A 24296-nucleotide genomic window follows, 5' to 3' on the forward strand; every position below is an offset into this window, starting at 1 on the left:
GCCAGGAGCTGATGTGACCGAACTGGAGCCGACGACCGGCGACGCGACCGTCCTCCCGGACGCGCCGAGCACGGTCGACCGGCGCTGGGCCGACGCACCCTGTGCCGCGCTCACCGTCGACGCCGACGGGACCGTGCGCCAGGCGAACGCCGCCGCCCGCGCGCTGCTGCCGCTGGCCGGCCCCGGCGGCCCGTTGTCGCGGGTGGCGCCCTGGCTGGCCACCGCGGGTGCCGCAGGCGGCGTCCCCACCGCGTTCTCCGACATCGTCGACGGCCGTGCGCTGGAGGCCCAGCCCGTACGGCACGAGGACGGATCGGTCACCTGGTGGCTGATCGACGTCACCGACGTCCGGTCCATCCGCGACGAGCTGCACCTGGAGCAGGCGCGCGCCGCCTTCCTGTCCGAGGCCTCGGCGGCTCTGCTGGGGTCGCTGAACCTCGCCCGGTGCATGGAGGTCACCGCCCAGCTGGCCGTGAGCGGGCTGGCCGACGGGGCGCTCGTGATGACCCCCGGCGCCCGCGGCCAGTTCCAGGTCGTCGCCGCCGTGACCGGCGACGCCCCGCGACAGCGCACGCTGCGCATCGACCCGGACGAGGTCCCCGGGCTCGCCGAGGCCCTCCAGGGCTTCCCGCCCGTCCCCTCGCGCTGGATCGACCCGGCCGTCGCGCCGGCGTGGGTCACCCCCGACGGCTTCGGCGAGGTCGGGTCGATCGTCGTCACCCCGCTGCCGGGCCACGGCATCCCGGCCGGTGCGATCGTGCTGCTGCGCCGCGCCGGCACCGGCCCGTTCAGCGAGGGCGAGGAGGCCACCGCGCGCGAGTTCGCGGCCCGGTCCGGCCTCGCGATGTCCGCGGCCCGCATATTCGCCCAGCAGGCCTCGATCACCGAGATCCTGATGCGCGACCTGCTGCCCCCGTCGCTGCATCACGTCTCCGGTGTGGAGTTCGCCGGCGGGTACCGGCCCGCGCAGGACTCCGATCGGGTCGGCGGCGACTTCTACGACGTGCACCCCGGTGCGGAGGGCTCCGAGGAGACCCTCGCCGTGCTGGGGGACGTGTGTGGCAAGGGCCTCGAGGCCGCCGTGCTCACCGGCAAGATCCGCAGCGCCGTGCACGCGCTGCTGCCGCTGGCCGACGACCACCTGCGGATGCTGCACCTGCTCAACAACGCGCTGCTGTCCGACGACCACGCCCGCTTCGTCACGCTGGTGCTCGCGTCGGTGTCCCGCTCCGGCCCGGACGTACGGGTGCGCATCACCTGCGCGGGCCACCCGCCACCGCTGATCATCCGGGCGGACGGCCGCGTCGAGGAGGCCGCCACGCTCGGCACGCTGATCGGCGCGCTCCCCGACATCCACGCGACGACCTGGGAGACCCGCCTCGGGCCGGGCGAGACGTGCCTGCTGTTCACCGACGGCATCACCGAGGCGCAGGGTGGCCCGCTGGGCCGCGACCAGTTCGGTGACGAACGGCTGCAGCGGGCGGCCGCCGAGTGCGCCGGGATGCCGGCCGAGGCCGTCGTCGAGCGGGTGCAGATGCTCGCCACCGAATGGGTGGGGCGCAACCCCCACGACGACATGGCGGTGCTCGCGGTGACCGCTCCGCGCGGTCAGCACCTCACCGCGGTGGGCGGGTCGGGCCGGGGTCGGTACACCGCATGACGACCGAGCGCTACCCGGATCTGCTGTGGGACGCGGTGCTGCGCGGCGACGAGTACAGCGCCGTCGACGTCGTCGTCGACGCGCTGCGCGACGGCGTCGACGCCGAGACCGTGCTGCTCGAGGTGATCGGCGCGGTCCAGCAGCGGGTCGGTCGTGAGTGGGCCGCCAACCGCATCTCCGTCGCCCAGGAGCACGCGGCGACCGCGATCAACGAGCGCGTGATCAGCACGCTGTCGCTGACCAGCGGCCGGCACGACGGCGGGCGCGGCCGGGTGACCGTGGCCTGCGTCGACGGCGAGTGGCACGCCCTGCCCGCCCGGCTGCTGGCCGAGGTGCTGCGGCTGCGCGGGTTCACCGTCGACTACCTCGGCGCCCAGGTCCCCACCGCGCACCTCATCACCCACCTGCACCGGACCGGACCGGACGCGGTGGCGCTGTCCTCGTCGATCGCGACCCGGCTCCCGACCGCACACGCGACGATCACGGCCTGCCAGGCCACGGGCGTCCCGGTGATCGTCGGCGGTGCGGCGTTCGGTCCGGACGGTCGCTACGCCCGCCTCCTCGGAGCCGACGCCTGGGCCCCGGACGCGCGCGCCGCAGCACAGACCCTGGCCGACGGGCTGCCCGCCCCCGCCCACCCGCACGCCCAGCCGATGGACGACCTGCCGCACCTGTCCGACCAGGAGTACACGCTGGTCACCCGGAACGCGCCGCGGCTCGTCGCCGCCGTGCTGGCGCGTCTGCCGGAGCGGATCCCGGCGATGGCCCACTACAGCGACGCGCAGCACCAGCACACCGCCGAGGACGTCCGGCACATCGTCGACTTCCTCGCCGTGGCGCTCTACACCGGCGACGCCGAGCTGTTCGAGCAGTTCCTCGGCTGGACCGCCGAGGTGCTGGCGGCCCGGTCGGTACCCGCCGGAGCGCTGGTCCCGGCCCTGGACCTGCTCGGCGAGGAGCTGCGCGACTTCACCCGGGCCTCGGACCTGCTCCGCCGCGCGTCCGCCGCCCACACCCCGGGCGGCGACACCGCCGCCCCGAGCCCCGTCCCGGCCGGCGCCGCCACCGAGGGCGCCGACACCACGACCCTGCACCGAACCGGAAGGCCCGCATGAGCGACCCGCGAGAGCTGTCCCTCACCTGGACCAGTCCCGCTCCGGACCTCGCCGTGGTCACCCTGTCCGGCGACCTCGACTACGCCAGCTCCGACGCCCTCACCGACGGGGTGGGGGCCCTGCTGCGCGACCGGCCCACCGTCCGGGAGCTGCGGATCGACTGCGCCGGGGTCGGGTACTGCGACTCCTACGGCCTGTCGTCGCTGTTGATGATCCGACGCCGTACCCGGACCGCCGGCGCCGCGCTGCACCTGGACAACCGCGGCGACGCCCTGGAGCGGCTGCTGCGGGTCACGAGCACCCTGGAGCACCTGACCGGTGCCGGCGGCCGGGCCCGCGAGCAGAAGCTCGACACCTGAGCCGGCCACCCAGCCCGGTCAGTCCCGCAGCGTGGGCAGGTTCGCCTCGATCGTCGCCCGGTCCGGCTCCAGCCACGGCGGCAGCTTCAGCGCGCGGCCGAGCTCCAGCAGCGGCTCGTCGACGGTGAAGCCCGGCTCGTCGGTGGCGATCTCGAACAGCACGCCCCCGGGTTCGCGGAAGTAGATCGAGGTGAAGTACTGCCGGTCGAGGATCTCGGTGACCTCCAGGCCGCGCGAGACCAGCTCGGTACGCCACCGCTCCTGGGTGGCCCGGTCGGCCACCCGGAACGCGATGTGGTGCACCGTGCCGCCGGCCTGCACGCCACGGCCCTCGGCGCCACCGAGCACGTCGACCGCGGTCGCGGTGTCGCCGGTGGTCCGGAAACGGGAGCGGGCACCGTCGTCGCCGGTGTGGGTCATGCCGAGGTCGGCGAGCATCCGCTGGGTCGGCTCGAGCTCGGACTCGGACAGGGTGACCGCGTGCAGGCCGCGTACCGCGTGCTCGGCGGGCACGTGCCCGCAGCCGTCCCAGCCCGAGCGGGTGTCACCGGGCGCGGCGACCAGGTCGATGACCAGACCGTCCGGGTCGCGCAGGGTGAGCACCTCCTCGGCCCCGGAGGGGACGTCCCGGGTGCGCGGCGGGTCGGCGTCGACGCCGAGGCCCGCCAGACGCGTCCGCCACCAGCCCAGCGACTCCGGCGGGACGCCGAACGCGGTCGACGTCGTCAGCCCGGCGCCCTGGCGGCCGGGCTCGACGTCGGGCCACGGGAAGAAGGTGAGGATCGTGGCGGGCCGGCCGGCCTCGTCGCCGTAGTAGAGGTGGTGGACCTGCGGCGCGTCGAAGTTCACGGTCCGCTTCACCAGCCGCAGTCCGAGCACGGTCGTGTAGAAGTCCACGTTGGCCTGCGGGTCCCCGGCGATCGCGGTGACGTGGTGCAGGCCGTGCGGGCTGATCGGCATCGGATGGCTCCTCGTGTCCGGTGGCTACCCGCTCCGGATACCCGTTCGCGGTGTCGCCGACGCGGCACATGAAACCCCGCCGACCGGGGTACCCGGTTCGCATGACGACGCCCGAGAAGGACCAGCGCGAGAACACCCCGGTCCCGACCGAGCAGAGCGACACACCGGTCGACGAGACCCCCGACGGCGACGGCGTGCACCTCGGCGCCCAGCCCGTCGAGGACGACGACCCGCGCCCTGCGGCGTCCTGATCCCCGCATCCCGTCACGGAAGGAACGCACAGAACCATGGCCACGATCCGTTACACCGTCCCCGGCCTCGAGCGCGGCGACGCCGAGCAGGTCGTCGACATCCTCCAGCACCGGCTGCACGCCCTGAACGACCTCCAGCTCACGCTCAAGCACGTGCACTGGAACGTGATCGGCCCGAACTTCATCGCGGTGCACGAGATGCTCGACCCGCAGGTGGAGGCCGTCCGCGGGTTCGTCGACGACGGCGCGGAGCGCATCGCCACCCTCGGCGGCTCGCCGAACGGCGCCCCGGGCGCGCTGGTCAAGGACCGCACCTGGGACGACTACTCGATCGGCCGCGACCAGGCCATCGCCCACCTCGGCGCGCTCGACGTGGTCTACACCGGCGTCATCTCCGACCACCGCACCCAGATCGAGAAGGTCGGTGCGCTCGACCCGGTGACCGAGGACATGCTCATCGCCCAGGCGGGCGAGCTCGAGCAGTACCAGTGGTTCGTCCGGGCGCACCTGGAGAACGCGGACGGTTCGCTGAACACCCAGGGCACGGGGGGCGAGGCGGGAGCCGCCGACGCCGCTCGCTGACCCACCCGGCCGGTTCGGCCCCGGAGGCCCGGTCCCGCATCGCGCGGGGCCGGCCCTCCGTCGTGCGTTCGTCCGATATGACCGGAACGCCCCGATCGTGATAGGTGTCGGCGACGCACATCCATGCCGAGGGGGAAACAGTTGATCGTCCGATACCTGCGGGAGCACACCAGTCCTCCCGTCTTCGTCACCTCGGCCGTGCTGGCGGTGGCGTTCGTACTGTGGGGGGTCCTCTCCCCGATGTCGCTCGGGGCGGTCGCCGACTCGGTGAACACCTGGATCACCGACACGCTCGGCTGGCTCTACATCTTCTCCGCGACCGGCTTCCTGGTCTTCGTGATCGTGCTGATGGCCTCGCGGTACGGGCGGGTGAAGCTCGGCCCGTCGGACTCGACGCCGGAGTACGGCACGGTCTCCTGGTTCGCAATGCTGTTCACCGCGGGTATGGGCATCGGCCTGGTGTTCTACGCGGTGTCCGAACCGATCTCGCACTTCACCGCGCCGCCCACCGGGGACGGGTCGTCGCCCGAGGCCGCGCGGAACGCGATGCTCTACACGTTCTTCCACTGGGGCCTGCACCCGTCATCGTGCTCGGCCTGTCGCTGGGCTACTTCGCCTTCCGCAAGGGTCTGCCGCTGCGCCCGGCGGCCGCGCTGTACCCGATCCTGAAGGACCGGATCAACGGCTGGCCCGGCTACCTGGTCGACATCATCGCGGTGTTCGGCACGCTGTTCGGCCTCGCCACCTCGCTCGGCATCGGCGCCCAGCAGGTCGCGGCGGGCCTGGACGCCGTGTTCGGCTGGGAGAACACGACCACGCTGCAGGTCGTGCTCATCGCGGCCATCACCGCGATCGCGATCACCTCGCTGATGCTCGGCCTCGACAAGGGCATCCGGCGGCTGGCGCTGATCAACCTGTGGCTCGCGCTCGCGCTGATGCTGTTCGTGTTCTTCTTCGGCCCCACCCGGGACCTGCTGAACAGCCTCGCCGCGAACATCGGCACCTACGTCCAGGAGGTTCCCGGCCTGTCGTTCGAGACCTTCCCCGACGGCGGCAACGGCACCGCGGCGGAGTGGCAGAGCTCGTGGACGTTGTTCTACTGGGGCTGGTGGATCTCGTGGTCGCCGTTCGTCGGGATGTTTCTGGCCCGGATCTCCTACGGCCGCACCATCCGCAACTTCGTCGCGGGCTGCCTGTTCGCGCCGGTCGGCGCCTCGATGGTGTGGCTGACCGTCTTCGGTGACAGCGCGCTGGAGCTCGTGCAGGCCGACCCGGCCGACCCGCTCGCCGAGGCCGCGCCGGAGACGGCCATCTACGTGCTGCTCGCCCAGCTGCCGGTGCCTGGGTTCGTGATCCTGCTGGCGTCGCTGCTGACGATCTTCGTGGTCGTGCTGTTCTTCGCCACGTCGTCGGACTCCGGGTCGCTGGTCGTCGACATCCTCACCAACGGGGGCGACCCGAACCCGCGCTGGCAGCAGCGGCTGTTCTGGGCGGTCCTGGAGGGCGTCATCGCGGCGGTGCTGCTCACCGCGGGCGCGGTCTCGGGCACGGACGCGCTCTCCGCGCTGCAGACGGCGGCGATCGTGGCCGGGCTGCCGCTCGGGCTCGTGCTCGTCCTGATGGCGGTCGGGCTGACCCGGGCCCTGCGCGACGAGCGGTTCGTCGTCGCGCTCCCCGCCGAGCCGTCACCGGCCCTGGGACTGCGGGAGAGCAGCAGACGGGCCACCCCGCCGTCGGAGGACGGGGACCCGGTCACCGGCTCGAGCCCCGAGCCCGAGACCGAGGACCCGCTGCTGTCGGAGACGACCGTCGCCCAGTTCGCGACCACCCCGGCGGTGGCGACCACGTCCACGTCCCCGTCCGGTGGGGAGCGTCCCGGGCGCGACCCGGTCTGACCCGGGTGGGGCCGGCTCAGTCCGAGCCGGCCCCCTCGGCGGCGCCGACCCACAGGGCCATGGCCAGCGTGGGGCCCCACTCGTGCTCGGCGCCGCCGTCGCCCGCGACGGGGCGGGCCTGCTCCCGGCAGCGGCGCAGCCGCACCACGAACGGCCCCTCGAACGGCCTGCGGGCCAGCAGGTCGACGCGGTCGCCGAGGCGGACGTCGTGGGCGTCGAGGAAGCGGAGCACCTCGGGGTCGGTGTCGTCGACCCGCACCAGGGTGCCGCCCTCGCCGTAGCGCAGGTCCGGCAGCCGGCGGGCGTGGATCACGGGCATGGTGCCGTCGCGGGCCGGGATCGGATCACCGTGCGGGTCGAACCGCGGGTGCCCGAGCCGGGTGTCGATGCGGTCCAGCAGCCGGTCCGACACCGCGTGCTCGAGCTCCTCGGCCTCCTCGTGCACCTCGTCCCAGGCCAGGTCCAGCTCGGTGACCAGGAACATCTCCAGCAGCCGGTGCCGGCGCACCACCGCGAGCGCGGAGGCCCGTCCGGCCGGGGTGAGCGTGATCCCGGCGTAGCGGGCGTGGTCGACCAGTCCGGCGTCGACGAGCTTGCGCACCATCCCCGACGCCGACGGTGAGGAGACCCGCAGCCGCTCGGCCAGCGCGGAGACCCCGACCGACCCCTCCCACCGCTCCGAGAGCAGGAAGATGGTCTTCAGGTAGTTCTCCACGGACTCCGAGAGGCGCTCCGCGCTCATGCCCACCACGGTATCCCGGCGCCGGTGCCTCAGACGCCCCCGGCCGCGCAGAGCCGGGCCAGCAGACCGGGGTCGACCGGCGAGCCGAGCGCCGCGACCAGGCTGAGCCCGTTGACCGCGGCGGCCAGCAGGGCGCGCCGGTCGGCGTCGGCGGGCAGGAGCCTGCCGGTGGCCGCGTCGAGCGCGACGTCCCAGCGGTCCAGCTCGCCGCGCAGGTCGGGGCGCCGGGCGGCCAGCAGGAACAGCTCGTACTCGGCGATGGCCAGGGTGTGTTCCTGCCGGGCGCAGCCCTCCACGAGCTCCACGAGGTCGCCGGGGGCGGAGACCTCGTCGAGCCGGGCGATCCAGCGGTCGTTCACCGCCGTGAGGGTCGCGACGAGCAGCGCGTCGCGCTGGGGTGGTAGTAGAAGACCGAGCTGGGCGGCACCCCCGCCTCCGCGGCGACCGCCCGCTGGCTGACCGCGGCGACCCCGCCCGCGCCGACCAGCCGCAGCGTCGCCTCGATCAGCTCGCGACGGCGCCGGTCCCCCCGGCGGCGCCGGCCGTCGGCGTCCGGGGCGTCCGGTGCCGCCGGATCAGGCATGCGCGGTCGTGCCGCCCAGCTCCAGGGCGAGCACCCCGGCGATCACCAGCGCGATCCCACCGAACTGGATCCAGGTCAGCGACTCGCCGAGGAAGAACACCCCGATCAGCGCGACGAGCGCCACCCCCGCCGCGGCCCAGGTGCCGTAGGCGATCCCGAGTGCCATCCCGCGGCTGAGCGCCTGGGACAGCGACCAGAAGGCCAGCCCGTAGCCGACCACCGTGACCATCGAGGGCACCAGCCTGCTGAAGCCCTGCGAGAACCTCAGCGCCACCGTTCCGGTGACCTCGGCGCCGATCGCGAGCGCGAGCCATCCCCACATCGCCGGGCTCCTCCCCCTCTGTCCGTTGCGAACCGTCATTGTGGAGCGTTCGCTCAGGTTTCCCGCCACCCGGACGACCGAACACGAAATGGTTGTCGTTGGCTTACGGTGGATCACCGTGACCACGCAGAGCAGTCGGACGACCGCGCCCGGTTTCCCCGCACCCCGCCGTCACCGCGACGACGGCGCCGTCACCGCCGTCGCGGCCCGTCTGGGGGAACTGCGACGACGGCTGGAGCGCACCGACCTGCGGCCCGCGCCGGAGACCGACGCGGCCTTCGGCGAGCTCGTCGGGCTCTGCTGTTTCCCGCCGGCGGGCTGTACCGAGGGCGTCCTGGCGCGGGTCGCCCCGCACTCGGACGCCCTGCGCACCCTCGCCGCGACCGGCGAGGGTCACATGGAACGCCACTGGGCGGGCCGGATCGCCGCCGCCCCCGCCCCCCGGGCCGAGCTGGACCGGTTCCCCTACCTCGGCAACTACCACGACCTCGTCCGGCTGGAGCTCGCCGCGCTGACCGCGGTCGGGCTGCCCGCCCCGCGCCGCGTCGTGGTGCTCGGGTCGGGCCCGCTCCCGCTGACCGGCGTGGTGCTGGCCGCCGAGCACGGCGCGCGGGTGCTGCACGTCGACCGGGACCCGGCGGCGGCCGACGCGGGTGACGCCGTGGTCGCCGCGCTCGGCCTGGACGGGCGGGTCGGCAGCCTGGTCGCCGACCTCGACGAGCCGGGTCTGTCCCCCGCGCTCGCCGACGAGCTGGGGCGGGCCGACCTCGTGCTGGTCGGGGCACTGGTCGGCACCGACGCCGCCGCCAAGGCGGCGATCACCACCCGGCTGGTCACCGCGACCGGCCCCGGCGCGACGCTGCTCGTGCGGTCGGCCGCCGGCCTGCGGACGCTGCTGTACCCGGAGATCGTCCCGGCCGACCTCCCCGCGCTCGACGTGCTCCTCGAGGTGCATCCGCGCACCGATGTCGTCAACTCGGTCCTGGTGGCCCGCGCCGCCACGTGAGGTGCGTCGCTCCCGCGGTTCGGAGCGTCTCCGGCCGGGCAACCGGGCTCCGACACGGGCGCAGCGGCGCGCCGGACGACGACGGACCGAGGAGGTCGGACCATGATGCGGACCACGGGCGGGTTCTCCCGGCCCTTCACCCCGGTACAGCCGGTCGCGGCGCTGTTCGCGGCGGCGTTCCTGCTGGTCGGTGTGCTGGGATTCGTCCCGGGCGTCACCTCCGGTGAACTCGGTGTGCTGCCCGGTGCGGGCACCGCGGTGCTCGCCGCGCTGCTCCCGGTGTCGGTACTGCAGAACGTGCTGCACCTGGTGACCGGACTGGTGGGGCTGGCAGGCGCCCGCTCCGCGGTCGCGTCCCGGGTGGTGCTCGTGCTCGGTGGCGCGGTCGCGCTGCTGAGCGCACTGGTCGCCCTGGACGCCGTCGGAGCGGCCCTGGTCGTCGTCGCGGTCGCGATGGTCGGCTGCGCGACGCTGCTGCGCGGCCGTCCCGTGGTGCGCCCGGCCCGCCGTGGAGCCGTCACGGCCTGAGACCTGGACGGGGCGTGACCCCCGTGGTCCGATGGCGGTGTGCCCGACACACCGTCCGCCGGGACCCCGGTCACCGGACGACACCCCGCCCCCGGCCGCGAGGCCGGGGTCGGCGACCCGGTGTGCTGGCTGGACCGGCTCTGCGCGGACTGCGGGGCGATGCCCTCGCCCACCGACGACGGCGGGCCGCCGCAGACCTGCTGGCGCTGCGGCGCCGCCGTCACGCAGCCTCCGGGCTTGCGATCGCCTGACGATCTCCGCCGCCCCGGCGGCGAGGTCGACGGGACCGGCCCGCATCCGGTGGAATCGCCCTCATCATGAGCGAACAGGGCCGGACCCGGGTGTTGCTGGTCGACGACGACGTCCGGATCGGGCGTGCGCTCGGTCTCGCCCTGGGCGACGAGGGCGTCGACGTCGACGCCGTGCACACCGGCGAGCAGGCCCTGGTCAGTGCCGCCCGCCCTGGCGTCGACCTGGTGCTGCTGGACCTCATGCTGCCGGGCATCGACGGTCTCACCGTCTGCCGGCGGCTGCGTGAGACCGGTGACCTGCCGATCATCATGGTGACCGCGCGCTCGGACTCGGCCGACGTCATCGCCGGGCTGGAGGCCGGCGCCGACGACTACGTGACCAAGCCGCTGGTGGCCGGCGAGCTGGCCGCCCGCATCCGGGCGCTGCTGCGCCGGCGGCGGCCGACCCCCGCGGCGCCGCGCCGGATCGCGGTCGGCGACGTCGAGCTGCGCCCGGACGAGGGCACCGTGTTCCGCGACGGTGTCCCGGTGCACCTGACCCGGACCGAGTTCCGGCTGTTCGCCGAGCTCGCCGCGGCGGGCGGGCGGATCGTCACCCGCGACGAGCTGCTGTCGCGGGTGTGGGGCTACGAGTACCACGGAGACACCCGGCTGCTGGACGTCCACGTCCGGCGGTTGCGACGCAAGGTCGAGATCGACCCGGACCGGCCGGCCCTGGTGCTGACGGTGCGGGGCGCCGGCTACAAGGTCGGTGACGCCGGGCCGGACGCCCCGGCGCCGGGCGTCGCACCGGTGTCGGGCCGCGGCGGGTGAGCGCGCGGCAGGATGCGGTCCGTGCTGGACCGACTGCCGCTGGGACGGCTTCCGCTGCGTCACCGGGTCGGCGTCGCGTTCGCCGGGGTGTCCCTGGTGGTGACCGGGCTGTTCGCGACGGTCACCTGGAACCTCGCGTCGTACTACCTGGTCGAGCAGCGGGTGGAGAGCGCCACCCGGCAGCTCGCGGTGAACCTGCAGCTCGTCGAGCGGGCGATGGCCGACACCGCCGACGTCGGCGGTCTCGACGACCTGCTGACCGGCCTGGCGGGCACCCCCGACACCACCGTGGCGCTGCGCCGGGGCGGCGCCTGGACCACCAGCGGCCGCGAGGTCGACCCCGGGGCCCTGCCGGCGGGGGTGCTGGACCTGGCGGAGAACGGGACCGGGGCGCGGCAGCGGGTGATGGTGGCGGGGATGCCGAGCGTCGTCGTCGCCGCGCCGATGCCGGGCGGGGACGTGTTCGTCGAGGTCTTCCCGATGCAGCGGCTCGACGCCAACCTGAAGTTCCTCAGCGTCGTGCTGTTCACCGGGGTCGCGGTGAGCGCCCTGCTCGGGCTCGCGCTGGGCCAGTGGGCCGGGCGGCGCGCGCTGCTGCCGCTCACCGCGGTGACCCGGGCCGCGGCGCGGATCGCCGGGGGCGACCTGACCGCGCGGCTGCCCTCGAGCACCGACGCCGAGCTGGCCCCGCTCGTCGCGACCTTCAACCGGACCGCCGACGACCTGGAGCAACGGGTGTCGCGCGACGCCCGGTTCGCCGCGGACGTCTCGCACGAGCTGCGCTCACCGTTGACGACGCTGGTGAACGCGGCCGCGGTGCTGACCCGGCGGCGCGACGAGCTCGCCCCGACCGCGCGGGAGGCGGTGGAGCTGCTCGACGGCGAGATCCAGCGCTTCCGCCGGATGGTCCTGGACCTGCTGGAGATCTCGCGCAGCGACACCCTGCAACGCGAGGACGGCGATCTCGGGGAGCTGGTCCGGGGCCTCGTCGCGGTGCGCGGCGGCGCGCATCCCGCCGAGGTCGAGGCCCCCGAGCCGGTGACCGTGCGGGTCGACCGCCGTCGCCTCGACCAGATCCTGGGCAACCTCCTCGACAACGCCGACGCGCACGGTGGCGGGGCGCTGCGGATCGGCGTCGCCGCCCGGGACGGGGCCGCCCGGATCGAGGTCGACGACGCGGGCCCCGGCATCCCGCCCGAGCAACGGCTGGCGGTGTTCGAACGGTTCGCCCGCGGCACCCTGGCCGGCAGCCGCGGCGACGGCGGGGGGACCGGCCTGGGGCTGTCCCTGGTCGCCGCGCACGTGCGCAGGCACGACGGGCGGGTGTGGGTGGAGGAACGACCCGGCGGCGGGGCCCGGGTCGTCGTCGAGCTGCCGGGGGTGGGCACGTGAGGACGCGGCTGTGCGCGACGCTGCTGGGGCTGCTGCTCGTGGGCGGGTGCGGGGTGACGCTGGAGGACGAGCCGGAGCCGTTGGACCCGGCCACCGGGACGCCGTCGCCGACCCCGACGCTGACCGTGCTCCCACCCGCCACCGCACACGTGGTCCCGCCACGTCCGACGGCCGCCGGCGGCACCACCGGGCTCGCGCCGCAGCCGGTCAGCGACGACGTCGCCGGCGCGGGTCCGACGCACAGCTGATGCAGGTCCGCGCGGCGGGCAGCGCCTCCAGGCGCTCGGGCGCGATCGGGCCGCCGCAGACGGTGCACCGGCCGTAGCTGCCGGCCGCCATCCGGTCGGCGGCGCGGTCGAGCTCCTCGCTCTCCCGCTCCGCGGCCTCGAGCAGGCCCTGCAGCTGTGCACGCTGGACGGCGATCGTGACGCCCTCCGGATCGTGCTCGTCGTCGTGGCTGGTCAGGGACTGCTGCTCGGCGAGGGCGTCCAGCTCCCGGCGCAGCGACGCCAGCCACTCGCGGGCGCGGGCGCGGGCGGCGGCGAGGGAGGTGGGGTCCACCGCACCAGGATGCGCCCCGGCAGACTGTCCTGGTGCCCCTGTCGCGTCCCGTGTCCGGTGTCGGTGTCGTCCTCCGGCGCGACGACGGCGCGGTCGCGGTCGGACATCGCGTCACCGCCGGTGAGACACCGAGCTGGTCGTTCCCGGGCGGGCACCTGGAGGGCGGGGAGCCCGTCGTCGCGGCCGCGCTGCGGGAGCTGGCGGAGGAGACGGGCGTCGTCGCGCCGACGGGGACGCTGTTCGCGGTGTGTGTACGGCTCGACGGCTCGGGGGTGACCTTCGCGGTCCACGTGCCCGCACCCGAGGGGGCCGGCCTGCGGGTGACCGAGCCGCACGCGATCGACGCCTGGACCTGGGCGGACCCCGACGCACTGCCCGACCCGCTGTTCGCCCCCACCGCCGCCGTGCGCCACGCCTGGCGTCACCCGGGCGTCGCCCTCGACGGCTGGGACCTGCACCGCGTCGGGCACTGAGCGAGCCCCGTCGATCGGTACGCGAGCGCTGTCCGGCCGGGCGTCGACGACGGTCGGGTACTGATCGACCGGGGCGTGACGCCGCGCCCCGGCCCCGGGGATCGGCGGTCTACTCCCCGACGGCCCCGGTCGCGAGCTCGGCGACGATGTCGAGGTGCCCCAGGTGACGGGCGTACTCCTGCACGACGTGCAGCAGCGTCCGCTCGATCGTCCCGGGCCGGGCACCGCGCCACCGCTCGCTCGGTACCCCCACCGCCCCGGGCCCGACCGCCTCGGTGATCTCGCGGGTGCGCCTGCCCTGCGCCGCGAGCGCGGCGGTGAGCCCGTCGGAGGTGGCGTCGGGCGGGAGGTGCCAGCGGCCGTCGACGTGGTCGGCCCACGGGTCGGGGAGGGCGGCGTCGACGAAACCCCACTCCAGCCAGCGGCGCTCCATGCACCGCAGGTGGTGCAGCAGCTCGGCGGGTGACCAGCCGCTCGGGAGCCGGCTGCCCGTGCGGTCGGGCTCGGGGAGCCCGGCGTAGGTGTCGAGGACGCGGGAGCGGTAGAAGTCGAGATAGGTCAGCAGCAGGGCGGCCGCGGAGCGGGCCGGGTCGGTGGGCTCGGGCAGGCGCGACGGCTCCCGGCGCAGGTGCAGCAGCGGGAACGGGCGCCCCCGGCCGTCGCGCTCGGACCGTCCGGTGCGGACGAACCCGTGGCGCGTGTAGAAGGCGAGCGCGGAGGGGTTCTGCTCGTTCACGTCCAGCTCGACGTGCGCCATCCCGTCGGTGGCCGCGGCCAGCAGCGCGGACCCGACGCCGCGGCGGTGGGACGACGGGTCGACGAACAGCGCCTCGACCCGGTCGCCGTGCACCCCGATCCAGCCGATCGGCGTGCCGTCGTCGCGCTGGGCGACGGAGACGGCCAGCGCGGGCAGGGCCGCCGTCCGGACCTCGTGCTCGATCGCGTCGACGTCGGCCGGGGTGAGGAACGTGTGCGTGGCCTCCACGGCGCGACGCCAGACACGGACGAGTGCGGGATGGTCGGCGGCGGTGGCGGCGCGGACGGTGGGGAGGTGGTCGTCGCTCACCGGGACAGCCTGGCAGGGCCGTCGAGCGGGTGGGGCCCGCGGTCAGTGGGCCCGGCGCGCGATCGCCTCGAGCCGGTCGCGGTGCCGTCGGCGCTCGGCCGGGCCCTCGCGGGCGACGAGGCCGACCCCGTCCGTGTAGCCGGCCGAGCCGTCGACCAGCTCGCGGACGATGTCGGCGTGCCCGGTGTGGCGGTGTGCCTCGGCGATGGTGTGGATCAGCATGTGCTGCAGGGTCACCGTGCGGGTCGGCTCGGGCCACCACGGCACGTGGCCGACGGCGTCGAGGTCGTGGTCGGCGATGACGGCGTCGGACGCGGCGCACACCCGGCGGTACAGCTCGATCAGCTCGGCCCGGCTCTCGTCCTCGGTGGCCCACATGTCCGCGTCCGGTTCGGCCGTCTCCGCGGTCCACGACAGCGACGGCGGGTCGGGGCGGCCGAACGCGGCACCGAAGTGCCCCCACTCCACCGTGGCGAGGTGCTTGACGATCCCGAGCAGGTTGGTGCCCGTGGCGACGAGCGGCCGCCGGACGTCGTACTCGTCGAGCCCGTCGAGCCCGTCGAGTTTCCAGACGACGGTGCTGCGCGCGGCGCGGAGATGGTCGTGCAGATCCGTCTTCAGGTCCGGCCCGATCATGGGGACACCCTGTCACGAGCGGGCGGCGTCCGCCCCGGCACCCGATCCGCCACGCGCTCCGCCCCGGAACTGTCGGTACCCCCTGGGACCGTTCCCCCATGGACAGCCGGAAGAGTGACCTGCTGCGGTACCTCAACGAGGCCCGCGACGCCGTCGTCTGGAAGCTCGACGGGCTCGACGAGTACACCGTCCGCCGCCCCGCGACGCCCACCGGCACCAACCTGCTCGGCCTGGTCAAGCACCTGACCAGCTGCGAACTGCTGTACTTCGCCCGGACGTTCGACCGGCCGTCCGCCGACCTCGCCTACCTCGACACGTTCGATCCGTGGGAGAACGAGGACATGTGGGCAGGCGCCGACGAGCAGCGTGACGAGCTGGTCGCGCGCTACCGCCGGGTCGGCGCCCACTCCGACCGGATCGTCACCGAGCTGCCGCTGGACACCCGGGGACGCGTGCCCCACTGGCCCCGTGATCGCGCGGACATCACCCTGCACCACGTCGTGGTCCGCATGCTCGGCGAGACGCACCGGCACGCGGGGCAGGCGGACGTCATCCGCGAGGGATTCGACGGGGCGGCCGGGCACCGGGAGGGCTCGTCGTCGTTGCCGTCGGAGGACCGCGCATGGTGGGAGCGGTACGTCGGCCGGGTCGAGTCGGCCGCGCGGCAGGCGTCCCGCTGACCCTCCGGGCCGGCTCGGGGGTGTTCCGTCCACCGTCTCCGGGCCGCAGGGCCGGTACCGGTCGCCGGACCCGATCGACGTACGACCCGACCCGTCGCGCGACCGGACCGCGCAGGAGAACCGGCCGCGGGCCCAGGGCGACGACCAGTGCACTCGCACCGGAGGTGGTGGCCTCCCGCATCGGTCCGGTTCCTCGGGCGTGGTGCGGGCAGTCCGACGGGCCGCTGAACGGAGCGGGGCCCGGCCTTCAGGCCGGGCCCCGCGTTGCAGACAGATGCTATTGATCCAGATGTTCGGGGGCTTCTCTGATGATCACCCTCCCGCTCGTCCCGATCCTTCGCCGTCCCTCTGGCGTTCGAGCCGTCCGAAATTCGAGGAAGAAGATAGGCATCGTCGCCACTGGCGTCAAGACCTCGTCACATCGCCCGGCTGAGCGGCGGTCCGGGCCACGGCACGTGTGCCACAACCTGGGTGCCCTGCCGACGGCAGATGTCCTGCAAGCATCGTCCGCAACCCCGAGAGCGAGCAGGAGAACCGATGTCTCACGCACTGGGCAGGCTGGTCGCCGTCACTCTCGACTGCCCTGATCCGCAAGAGTTGGCCGAGTTCTACCGCCACGTTCTCGGCGGGGAGCTGCACGCATCCAACGACGACTTCGTCGTGCTCACGTGCGACGGCACAGCACGCCTGGACTTCCAACGCGTCTCCCACCGCCGTCCCAGCCAGTGGCCCGACGGCGGGACTCTCCGTGCGCACCTGGACATCGCCGTCGACGATCTCGATCACGCCGAGCAGCGGCTGACCGCGCTCGGCGCCGTCCCTGCTGCCGTCCAGCCCGACGCCGCACGGTTCCGGGTCCTGATCGACCCCGCCGGACACCCGTTCTGTATCGCCACACCGGCCGCAGCGGCGACGCCGCAGGCATCACCCGAGCACGAGAAGTGACCCAAAAAGGTCCCTTGATCGTGGTCGCGACCAGGCAGCGACGCTGTGACCTGGGAGAATGTGGGCCCCCGGGGGATCGAACCCCGAACCCGCGGATTAAAAGTCCGCTGCTCTGCCGATTGAGCTAGAGGCCCCGACCGTCCCCGGTACAGGCGGGCGTGTCCACCACCGGATACCCCCGGCCGATCGCGGTGAACCGGATCAGCACCTTACCGTCTGCAACCGTCGATCCCGTCGTCGCGACACCGTCACCGTGTCGGGTGTCGCAGGGGCGCCCCCGGGCCTCCCGACGGCCGAGCGGATCCCCTGTCCCGGAGGACATCCGGGACCACCGGCCCCGCGGCCTGGACGGACCGGCTCCGGAGAGACACCGGAACCGACCGTAACCACCACACGAAGCGGTGGAACGTGCCGTGGTGCCCGGTTCCGGACTGCTCGGACCGGCACGGGCAGCGATCATCATCGCCGTGATCCACACGCGTTCCCTCGCCTCGGCCTCCCTGCTCGCCGCCACCGCGCTCGTCCTGACCGCCTGCGGTGGCGGGCAGCCGCCGGCATCGCCGGCCGCGGGCACCGAGGTGACCGCGACCGTGGCCCGGGGCGGGGAGGGGCCGGCGTTCACCTACGACCCGACGCTCGTCCCGGCCGGGGCGACCGTCACGGTCACCAGCGCCGAGCAGGACGGCTCGACCGTCACCACGCTGCGGGTGAGCGGTCTGGTGCCGAACCGGACCTACGGCGCGCACGCGCACACGCAGCCCTGCACCGCGGCCGCGGGCGCCGACGCGGGCCCGCATTACCAGTTCTCCGAGGACCCGGTGACGCCGAGCGTCGACCCGTCGTACGCCAACCCGATGAACGAGATCTGGCTCGACGTGACCACCGACGCGAACGGCGCCGGGGAGTCGACCAGCACCGACCCGTGGGTCTTCCCGGACGACCGGCGCGCGGAGTCCGTGGTCCTCCACGAGGAGCCGACCGCCACCCATGCCGGGCACGCGGGAACCGCGGGCGGACGACCGGGCTGCACCACCGTCGACTTCTGAGCGACGCCCAGGTCGGCGCCGTTCCGGGGACCTGGGACACTGGACGGCGTGACCGTGTTGGACAGCGTCCGCGACGCGCGGACGGACACCCCCGCCCGCCGTGACCGCGTGCTGCCGCCGTTGCGCATCGGCCCGTTCGAGGTCGACACCCCCGTGGTGCTCGCGCCGATGGCCGGCATCACCAACCCCGGGTTCCGACGGCTGTGCCGCGAGCAGGGCGCCGGCTACTACGTCTGCGAGATGATCACCGCCCGCGGGCTGGTCGAGAAGAACCCGCTGACCTTCCGCATGATCGCCTTCGATGCGGACGAGCACCCCCGCTCCATGCAGCTCTACGGCGTCGACCCGGTCTCGATGCAGCGCGCGGCGGAGATGATCGTCGAGCGCGACCTCGCCGACCACATCGACATGAACTTCGGCTGCCCGGTCCCGAAGGTCACCCGTCGCGGTGGTGGGGCGGCGCTGCCGTTCAAGCGGGAGCTGTTCCGCCGGATCGTGCGCGCCGCGGTCACCGGCGCCGGGGACCGCCCGGTCACGGTGAAGATGCGCATCGGTATCGACGACGAGCACCCCACGCACCTCGAGGCCGCGCGGATCGCCGTCGACGAGGGCGCGGTCGCCGTCGCGCTGCACGCCCGCACCGCCGCCCAGCGCTACTCCGGCACCGCGGACTGGAGCGAGATCGCGCGACTGCGTGAGGCCGTGCCGTCGCACATCCCGGTGCTGGGCAACGGCGACATCTTCTCCGCCCAGGATGCGCTGGACATGGTCGCCAGGACCGGGTGCGACGGCGTCGTGGTCGGCCGGGGCTGCCTCGGCCGACCGTGGCTGTTCGGCGACCTGGAGGCCGCCTTCGCCGGACGTGAGCTGCCGGCCCCGCCGAACCTCGGCCAGGTCGCCGCGACGCTGCGCCGGCACGCCGTGCTGCTGTGCGAGCACATGGGCGACCACAAGGGCATCCGCGACGTGCGCAAACACATCGCCTGGTACCTCAAGGGGTTCCCGGTCGGCCCGGAGCTGCGGCGCAGCCTCGGGATGGTCGAGTCGATCGACCACCTCGACGAGCTGCTGTCCGGGCTGGACCCGGAGGAGCCGTTCCCCGCCGAGGCCGACGGACCGCGCGGCCGGCAGGGGTCCCCCGGTCGGGTCGTGCTGCCCGAGCACTGGCTCGACGACCCGGACGACCCGTCGATCCCCTTCGGGGCGGACGTGGAGCACTCCGGAGGTTGATCACGGCGACCCCGGGGCGATCACGCATTACCCCGTCCCGGGGGAACCACGGTGCCGAACGGGTGCCGACGCCCCGCACGCCTCAAGCGTCCCGGAGGTGTCACCGATGAACAGGTCCAGTGGCGCCGCAACGGCGGAACGACGGGGAGGTGGACCATGACCGACACCGCATGGACGGTGCGCAGGCTCGTACGGTCCGCGCGCCGCGTCGGCCCGCCGCCCGCGCCGGATCCCGACGCCCCCGGTGACGATCTCGCCCCTGCCTCCCCCGCGGCACGGGCGGCCCTGCACACCGCGGCCGCCGAACGGCTCGCCGAGCACCGCCGTTACGAGCAGGCGTACCTGCACCTGCGCGAGGCCGTCCGGCTGCTGCACGGCCTCGCCGCACCGAGCCCCGCCGACGAGCTGGACCGGCTCCGGCGCGAGCACGCCGAGGCCCGTGAGCAGAGCCGGCGCGACAGCCTGACGGCGTCGTACAACCGGCGCTACCTCGACGAGCGGCTGACCGACCTGCTCACCGCGGGCACCGACCTGCCGGTCTGCCTGGCGCTGGCCGACATCGACCACTTCAAGCTGGTCAACGACACCCACGGACACCCGTTCGGGGACCGGGTCCTGCAGCGGATGGTGCTGGAGCTCGGCCGCGCACTGCCGCCCGGTGCGTTCTGTGCCCGCTACGGCGGCGAGGAGTTCGCGCTGGTCCTGCCCGGGCTGACGGCCGAGGAGGGCGTCGCGGCCTGCGAGACCGCCCGCGAGAGCGTCGCCGCGCACGACTGGAGCGACCTGCACCCGGACCTGCGGATGACGATCAGCATCGGAGTCGCCTGGTCCCGGCCCGGCGACGACGACGTCGAGGCGCTCGTCACCGAGGCCGACGTGCTCCTCTACACGGCGAAACAGGCCGGTCGCAACGCCGTCGCTCACCGCGACACCGACGGCCGGGTGAGCCTGGCCGGTGCGGCAGCCGGACGACGGTCGATCCCCCAACCGGAGCAGGGCGCCTCGCGCCCCGCACCACCCACGTCGATCCGGGCCGAATAAGAGCGCCCGGCAAATGAGGTCGTGGGGGTGTCGTTGCAGGTAGAGGCACGGACTCTCCAGGCGATCATCAGGACATCAGCAATACCATGATCACTTGCAGGTCCGTGTCTCTACCAACACCGACACACGGCCACCTCTACTGCCGGACGCTCTTAGAGGTCATTTCAGAACGAGGTCGACGTGTCTGTTGTAGACGACAAGCGGCTATCTGACCTGCCGTTTGATCTGTCGTCGAGGGGTCAATGGAAACTCGACAAGTCGTTTTGAAACGGCCTCTTAGCTTGGTTTTTAACCTGTGTGTTGTCGTCGCGCGGTGATGGTGCGGTCGCGTTTGACCGTTTTCCCGACGTCGTGGCTGGTCGGGGTGTGCCGGTTGCGGGAGCCGGGTGGGCGGCCGGGACCGGGTCGGCTGGGTTTCGGTGCACTGGCCGGGAGGACGGTCCGCGCGCGGATGTTCCGAAAGGCGCGGCGAACCCGGGCCGGGGTGAGCCGGGTGGGGGCGGCGGGTCGTTCCCAGGGGCGGCGTAGGTCGGCGGCCAGTGGTCGGGCCAGGCGGAGTTGGGTGTGGGAGGCGATGATCAGCCAGGTCCAGCGGTCGGCGGCTTCGGGGGTGCGCAGCTTCGGGGTTGTCCAGCCGAGGGTCTGCTTGAGCAGGCGGAATGTGTGCTCGAGATCGAATCTGCGGAGGAACGCCTGCCACCGGCGGTCCACGTCGGCGGCGCTCGCGTCGGTGGCGGAGCTCCATAGCCACACGGGCTTCGGGTCGCGGTCGCCGGGTAGGTGGTCGACCTGCAGCCGGAGCAGGGTGCCCTCGATGATCGGCAGTTCGCCGGCGTGGTCGATCCAGCACGTGCGCCGGGTCAGCCGGGGGTGGACCCGGTCCCAGCTGGTCGCGACGGCAGTGCCGTAGCGGGTGGTCTTGGTCGTCGTGGTGTGCACCGGTTCGATCCAGGTGGCGGGCCGGTTCAAGGCGATCTCCGGGCCGTGCTTGGGTGGGCGCCCGGTCGTGCCGGGCAGCCGTGGCGGCTTGGGCAGGCGCAGGACCCGGTCCGAGCGCAGTCGTCCGACCAGCTCGACGGGCAGATCGGCCAGTACGTAGGCGAGGCGGGTGATGTCGTATCCGGTGTCGGTGACGATCACGATGTCCGGGTCCCCGGGGCGCCAGTGCCCGGCGCTGGTCAGTCGCTCGATGACCGCGCGTAGCTGGGTGGCGGTCACCGCGGTGGCGTCGTCGGCCGGGCCGAGTCGAACCGCGTCCAGGACCGCCGTCCACGACGTCCGGCCCGTCTCCAGGGCGGCGACGAACGAGTATGGCCAGCCCGGGATCAGCTGCGCGTTGCCCTTTCCGCGTCCGTAGACATGGCAGAACAGCCGCTGATCGCTGGTCGTAGCGTCCGGGCGCAGCCACGGGCTGACATCCACGGCGAGCACGATCCGACCGTCGACGGCACGGGGCAACGGGAGACCGGCCAGCACCCGGCGCAGCCTCCGGGCGGAGATCCTGCCACAGGCCAACGCGTCGTACATCGCGCCGTGCCCGCGACGGTGCTCAGCCACCAAGGTCAGCTCCGGTAGCGAGCGAACCGGGCCGTCCGCGCACAACACGGCGTCGGTGAGCTCGAACAGCGCATCCGCTCGCGCAGTCAACGACGCGTAGAACTCCTGCCGAAACCCGGCAAGATCACCCCGCCCGACCGGAGTGTCACCGAGCACCACTGGCCCGGCAGAAGCCACACTGACCACCACGGCCACCGCTTTCGTCTTCGATGTTCTGTGGAAGGAACCCGAAGATGATCAAGCGGTGGCCGTACCCATGTCCCGCCGACACGCCGCCCGAACTACATCAACCTCCCAGCAGCAGCTCCGGAAGGTTAAAGATCAAGCTTAGACGTCGTTTCAGAAGTGGTGGGCCCGGTTCTGCCGGTGACGGCGGGGCTGGCAGCATCGGCTGATGGTCGCGCCTCGTGTGTCTGAGAAGACGAAGATTTTCGAGTTGGAGATCGTCCTGACCGAGGTGGTGCCGGCGGTCCGGCGTCGGGTGCAGGTGCCGGGCGAGGTCGACTTGGCGGTGTTGCACGAGGTGGTGCAGTCAGTGATGGGCTGGACGAACTCTCATCTGCACGAGTTCGAGATCGTCGGGCGCCGCTACGGGATCCCAGACCCGGACTGGCCCGGACAGGATGTCGCCGACGAGACGAAAGAGAAGCTGTTTCGGCTGGTCAAGGCTGGTGACCGGTTCGGTTACGTCTACGACTTCGGTGACAACTGGGCCCACGAGATCACCGTCGAGGCGGTCGCGGCCGTCGAGCCGGGAGTGTGCTATCCGCGATGCGTCGCCGGGCAGGGGGCGTGCCCGCCCGAGGACGTCGGCGGGATCGGGGGTATGAGGACTTCCAGGCCGTGCTCGCCGACCCTGACCATCCCGACCGCGCCGAGCGCCTGGAGTGGGCGGGCGGGCCGTTCGACCCGCACCGCTTCGACCCTGACGAGGCCGACCGGGCCTTGGAGTGGCTGGCCTGGCGGCCGCTGGCCCCGACCTCGTAGGCGAGTGCCTCAGCGAGGGCTGGGTCGACCATCACTTCGGCTTCGGCTTGGTGAGGCGGCGGTGGCAGATCAGGGCGCAGGCCAGCGATAACAGCGCGGTGATCGTGGATTCGGCGCGGTCGTAGCGCAGCGCGAGGCGGCGGAAGTCCAGCAGCCAGGACATGGTGCGCTCGACGACCCAGCGGACCCGCCCGAGCCGGGTGGAGTCCTCGATCCCGCGCCGGGCGATCCGCACCCCGATCCCACGCCCACTCAGGTAGCGGCGGCAGCGGGGATAGTCGTAGCCCTTGTCGGCGTGCACCTTGTCCGGCCGACGTCGCGGACGCCCCGGCTGTCCCGCCCGTTCGCGGACGCCGGGGTTGGTGTCCAGCAGCGGGGCGAGCATCCGACTGTCGTGGGTGTTCGCCCCGGTGACCAGCGCATGCAGCGGGAGCCCGCCTCGGTCGCAGAGCACGTGGTACTTGCTGCCCGCCTTCCCGCGATCGGTCGGCGAGGGCCCGGTGGCCTCGCCGCGGCGCTTGGCCCGCACGCTCACGCTGTCCACCGCCGCCCGCGACCAGTCCAGCAGGCCCTGCTGGGCGAGGCGGTCGAGCATCACCCGGTGCAGCTGGGCCCAGACCCCGGCCTGCTGCCACTGCCGTAGCCGCCGCCAGCAGGTCACTCCGGACCCACAGCCGAGCTCGGCGGGCAGCGCGTTCCAGCTGATCCCGGTCTTGAGCACGAACACGATCCCGGCCAGAGCGGCCCGATCCGGCACCCGCGGACGGCCTGTCCGTCCCCGCTTGTGCTTGCGCGGCTTGGGCAGCAGCGGCTCCACCAGCGCCCACAGCTCGTCGCTCACCAATCGCTCGACACAAGATCGCCGCGCCACGACCGGACATGATCAGCTACCAGCGCCGATCCACACAGGACCGACACGCCGACTTCTGAAACGACCTCTTATTAGAGCGTCCGGCAGTAGAGGTGGCCGTGTGTCGGTGTTGGTAGAGACACGGACCTGCAAGTGATCATGGGATTGCTGATGTCCTGATGGTCGCCTGGAGGGTCCGTGCCTCTATTGCCAGAATCGCTGATCGACCCCCTCTGGGTCGAGTTCGCTGCCCTGATCGAGGCAGAGCGGCGCCCGGAGTTCGACCCGGCCCATCCGTGGGGATGTCACCGCCGCCGTATCCCCGACCGCCTGGTGTTCGAGCACGTGCTCGCGGCGTTGGTGCACGGCAGCGGCTACGAACGCATTGCCACCCCCGGCTGCTCGGACCGCACGATCCGCCGCCGTCTCGATGACTGGGCCACCGCGGGAGTCAGCGAGGAACTGCTCCGCACCGCGCTGGCCGGTTATGAGCTTGGCCCCTGGTACCGGACACCTGTCCTGAGGCGGACGCCGTCCGCCGGGAAGGATGTCGTTCGTGCCCGCTCCTCACCCGCCGGAGTTCCGGCAACGCGCTATCGACCTGGCCCGTTCGAAGGTCAAGCCGATCTCGGAAATCGCCAAGGACCTGTCGTTGTCGGAGTCGTGTCTGCGGAACTGGGTCTCCCAGGCCGACGCAGACGACGGTGACCCGCGCTCCACACGTCTGTCGAGCGCGAGAAAAGTGAGATCGTCGAACTCCGAAAG

General features: G+C 73.3%; 27 protein-coding genes, 1 tRNA gene and 3 pseudogenes. 20 read left to right on the forward strand and 11 right to left on the reverse strand.

Annotated elements, in window-relative coordinates; genetic code table 11:
- Positions 1-13 precede the first annotated feature (13 nt).
- Genes KPF47_RS23370 through KPF47_RS23380 form a run of 3 tightly spaced genes read left to right on the forward strand, consistent with a single transcriptional unit; the run spans position 14 to position 3134 of the window.
- A complete protein-coding gene (locus KPF47_RS23370) occupies positions 14-1660 on the forward strand; it encodes a PP2C family protein-serine/threonine phosphatase (RefSeq protein WP_224390967.1) in 1647 nt (548 codons plus the stop codon).
- Positions 1657-2775, forward strand: a complete 1119-nt coding sequence (locus tag KPF47_RS23375) for a B12-binding domain-containing protein (protein ID WP_224390968.1) — start codon at positions 1657-1659, stop codon at positions 2773-2775. Before KPF47_RS23370 ends, KPF47_RS23375 begins: the two co-directional genes overlap by 4 nt.
- Positions 2772-3134 carry an STAS domain-containing protein gene (locus KPF47_RS23380; protein ID WP_224390969.1) on the forward strand — a complete coding sequence of 121 codons (363 nt, stop codon included), beginning with the start codon at positions 2772-2774 and terminating at the stop codon, positions 3132-3134. Before KPF47_RS23375 ends, KPF47_RS23380 begins: the two co-directional genes overlap by 4 nt.
- A gap of 18 nt (positions 3135-3152) precedes the next feature.
- On the opposite strand, the gene KPF47_RS23385 is transcribed toward KPF47_RS23380, so the two are convergent.
- A complete protein-coding gene (locus KPF47_RS23385) occupies positions 3153-4094 on the reverse strand; it encodes a ring-cleaving dioxygenase (RefSeq protein ID WP_224390970.1) in 942 nt (313 codons plus the stop codon).
- A 101-nt stretch (positions 4095-4195) separates the two neighbouring features.
- On the opposite strand from KPF47_RS23385, the gene KPF47_RS23390 reads away from it, so the two are divergent.
- The 3 genes and pseudogenes from KPF47_RS23390 to KPF47_RS23400 all read left to right on the forward strand — a co-directional run bounded on the left by KPF47_RS23390 (position 4196) and on the right by KPF47_RS23400 (position 6822).
- The gene (locus tag KPF47_RS23390) at positions 4196-4345 is read left to right on the forward strand and encodes a hypothetical protein (RefSeq protein ID WP_224390971.1); all 150 of its coding nucleotides are present in this window, start codon (positions 4196-4198) and stop codon (positions 4343-4345) included.
- Positions 4346-4381: 36 nt separating this feature from the next.
- Complete coding sequence (locus KPF47_RS23395) at positions 4382-4927, forward strand: Dps family protein (RefSeq protein WP_224390972.1); 546 nt, start codon at positions 4382-4384, stop codon at positions 4925-4927.
- Positions 4928-5167: 240 nt separating this feature from the next.
- Positions 5168-6822, forward strand: a pseudogene (locus KPF47_RS23400) (BCCT family transporter).
- Positions 6823-6838: 16 nt separating this feature from the next.
- Here the strand turns inward: KPF47_RS23400 and KPF47_RS23405 are convergent.
- Genes KPF47_RS23405 through KPF47_RS23420 form a run of 4 tightly spaced genes read right to left on the reverse strand, consistent with a single transcriptional unit; the run spans position 6839 to position 8469 of the window.
- Positions 6839-7564, reverse strand: a complete 726-nt coding sequence (locus tag KPF47_RS23405) for a metal-dependent transcriptional regulator (RefSeq protein ID WP_224390973.1) — start codon at positions 7562-7564, stop codon at positions 6839-6841.
- A gap of 29 nt (positions 7565-7593) precedes the next feature.
- Positions 7594-7923, reverse strand: coding sequence for a hypothetical protein (locus KPF47_RS23410; protein ID WP_224390974.1), 330 nt, complete (start codon positions 7921-7923; stop codon positions 7594-7596).
- Positions 7920-8147 (reverse strand): TetR family transcriptional regulator, encoded by a 228-nt coding sequence (locus KPF47_RS23415; RefSeq protein WP_224390975.1) that lies wholly within the window; start codon positions 8145-8147, stop codon positions 7920-7922. Before KPF47_RS23415 ends, KPF47_RS23410 begins: the two co-directional genes overlap by 4 nt.
- Complete coding sequence (locus KPF47_RS23420; RefSeq protein ID WP_224390976.1) at positions 8140-8469, reverse strand: multidrug efflux SMR transporter; 330 nt, start codon at positions 8467-8469, stop codon at positions 8140-8142. Before KPF47_RS23420 ends, KPF47_RS23415 begins: the two co-directional genes overlap by 8 nt.
- A gap of 118 nt (positions 8470-8587) precedes the next feature.
- Between KPF47_RS23420 and KPF47_RS23425 the strand changes: the two genes are divergently transcribed.
- From KPF47_RS23425 to KPF47_RS23445, 5 genes are all read left to right on the forward strand, one after another.
- Positions 8588-9475 (forward strand): nicotianamine synthase family protein, encoded by an 888-nt coding sequence (locus KPF47_RS23425; protein ID WP_224390977.1) that lies wholly within the window; start codon positions 8588-8590, stop codon positions 9473-9475.
- A 102-nt stretch (positions 9476-9577) separates the two neighbouring features.
- Positions 9578-10003: a DUF4383 domain-containing protein gene (locus KPF47_RS23430; RefSeq protein ID WP_224390978.1), complete on the forward strand. Its 426-nt coding sequence runs from the start codon at positions 9578-9580 to the stop codon at positions 10001-10003.
- A 317-nt stretch (positions 10004-10320) separates the two neighbouring features.
- Complete coding sequence (locus tag KPF47_RS23435) at positions 10321-11067, forward strand: response regulator transcription factor (protein ID WP_224390979.1); 747 nt, start codon at positions 10321-10323, stop codon at positions 11065-11067.
- 12 nt (positions 11068-11079) lie between these two features.
- Positions 11080-12459, forward strand: coding sequence for a HAMP domain-containing sensor histidine kinase (locus tag KPF47_RS23440; RefSeq protein WP_224390980.1), 1380 nt, complete (start codon positions 11080-11082; stop codon positions 12457-12459).
- On the forward strand, positions 12456-12707 hold the full coding sequence (locus KPF47_RS23445; RefSeq protein ID WP_224390981.1) for a hypothetical protein: 252 nt from the start codon (positions 12456-12458) through the stop codon (positions 12705-12707). Before KPF47_RS23440 ends, KPF47_RS23445 begins: the two co-directional genes overlap by 4 nt.
- On the opposite strand, the gene KPF47_RS23450 is transcribed toward KPF47_RS23445, so the two are convergent.
- Positions 12667-13020: a TraR/DksA C4-type zinc finger protein gene (locus KPF47_RS23450; protein WP_224390982.1), complete on the reverse strand. Its 354-nt coding sequence runs from the start codon at positions 13018-13020 to the stop codon at positions 12667-12669. The genes KPF47_RS23445 and KPF47_RS23450 overlap by 41 nt on opposite strands.
- 32 nt (positions 13021-13052) lie before the next feature.
- On the opposite strand from KPF47_RS23450, the gene KPF47_RS23455 reads away from it, so the two are divergent.
- Positions 13053-13493: an NUDIX hydrolase gene (locus tag KPF47_RS23455; RefSeq protein ID WP_224390983.1), complete on the forward strand. Its 441-nt coding sequence runs from the start codon at positions 13053-13055 to the stop codon at positions 13491-13493.
- A gap of 109 nt (positions 13494-13602) precedes the next feature.
- Here KPF47_RS23455 and KPF47_RS40390 read toward each other — a convergent pair whose 3' ends face one another.
- Together KPF47_RS40390 and KPF47_RS23465 are read right to left on the reverse strand one after the other, a co-directional pair.
- A complete protein-coding gene (locus KPF47_RS40390; RefSeq protein WP_224390984.1) occupies positions 13603-14559 on the reverse strand; it encodes an acetyltransferase in 957 nt (318 codons plus the stop codon).
- A gap of 42 nt (positions 14560-14601) precedes the next feature.
- On the reverse strand, positions 14602-15195 hold the full coding sequence (locus KPF47_RS23465; protein ID WP_224390985.1) for a DinB family protein: 594 nt from the start codon (positions 15193-15195) through the stop codon (positions 14602-14604).
- 98 nt (positions 15196-15293) lie between these two features.
- Here KPF47_RS23465 and KPF47_RS23470 point away from each other — a divergent pair, with 98 nt between their 5' ends.
- Positions 15294-15875, forward strand: coding sequence for a DinB family protein (locus tag KPF47_RS23470; protein WP_224390986.1), 582 nt, complete (start codon positions 15294-15296; stop codon positions 15873-15875).
- A 537-nt stretch (positions 15876-16412) separates the two neighbouring features.
- Complete coding sequence (locus tag KPF47_RS23475) at positions 16413-16820, forward strand: VOC family protein (RefSeq protein ID WP_224390987.1); 408 nt, start codon at positions 16413-16415, stop codon at positions 16818-16820.
- A 61-nt stretch (positions 16821-16881) separates the two neighbouring features.
- Here KPF47_RS23475 and KPF47_RS23480 read toward each other — a convergent pair.
- A tRNA-Lys gene (locus tag KPF47_RS23480) sits at positions 16882-16954 on the reverse strand.
- 282 nt (positions 16955-17236) lie between these two features.
- Between KPF47_RS23480 and KPF47_RS23485 the strand changes: the two genes are divergently transcribed.
- The 3 genes from KPF47_RS23485 to KPF47_RS23495 all read left to right on the forward strand — a co-directional run bounded on the left by KPF47_RS23485 (position 17237) and on the right by KPF47_RS23495 (position 20137).
- Entirely contained in the window at positions 17237-17866 is a 630-nt protein-coding gene (locus KPF47_RS23485) for a superoxide dismutase family protein (RefSeq protein ID WP_224390988.1), read from the forward strand.
- Between the two features lie 108 nt (positions 17867-17974).
- The gene (gene dusB, locus KPF47_RS23490) at positions 17975-19096 is read left to right on the forward strand and encodes a tRNA dihydrouridine synthase DusB (protein WP_308015467.1); all 1122 of its coding nucleotides are present in this window, start codon (positions 17975-17977) and stop codon (positions 19094-19096) included.
- Positions 19097-19252: 156 nt separating this feature from the next.
- Positions 19253-20137 (forward strand): GGDEF domain-containing protein, encoded by an 885-nt coding sequence (locus KPF47_RS23495; protein WP_224390990.1) that lies wholly within the window; start codon positions 19253-19255, stop codon positions 20135-20137.
- A gap of 288 nt (positions 20138-20425) precedes the next feature.
- On the opposite strand, the gene KPF47_RS23500 is transcribed toward KPF47_RS23495, so the two are convergent.
- A complete protein-coding gene (locus tag KPF47_RS23500; RefSeq protein ID WP_224390991.1) occupies positions 20426-21850 on the reverse strand; it encodes an NF041680 family putative transposase in 1425 nt (474 codons plus the stop codon).
- A 238-nt stretch (positions 21851-22088) separates the two neighbouring features.
- Between KPF47_RS23500 and KPF47_RS23505 the strand changes: the two are divergent.
- Positions 22089-22681 (forward strand): annotated as a pseudogene (locus KPF47_RS23505) (plasmid pRiA4b ORF-3 family protein).
- 31 nt (positions 22682-22712) lie between these two features.
- Here the strand turns inward: KPF47_RS23505 and KPF47_RS23510 are convergent.
- Positions 22713-23552: an IS5 family transposase gene (locus KPF47_RS23510; protein WP_224386569.1), complete on the reverse strand. Its 840-nt coding sequence runs from the start codon at positions 23550-23552 to the stop codon at positions 22713-22715.
- A gap of 177 nt (positions 23553-23729) precedes the next feature.
- On the opposite strand from KPF47_RS23510, the pseudogene KPF47_RS23515 reads away from it, so the two are divergent.
- Both KPF47_RS23515 and KPF47_RS23520 read left to right on the forward strand, forming a co-directional pair.
- Positions 23730-24023: pseudogene (locus KPF47_RS23515) on the forward strand (transposase); the annotation flags it as partial.
- A 64-nt stretch (positions 24024-24087) separates the two neighbouring features.
- Positions 24088-24296 (forward strand): transposase (locus KPF47_RS23520; RefSeq protein ID WP_224390992.1); only part of this gene is annotated, 209 nt, incomplete at its 3' end.

Origin of the sequence: Pseudonocardia sp. ICBG1293, from assembly GCF_020131355.1 — a bacterium.
GTDB lineage: Bacteria > Actinomycetota > Actinomycetes > Mycobacteriales > Pseudonocardiaceae > Pseudonocardia.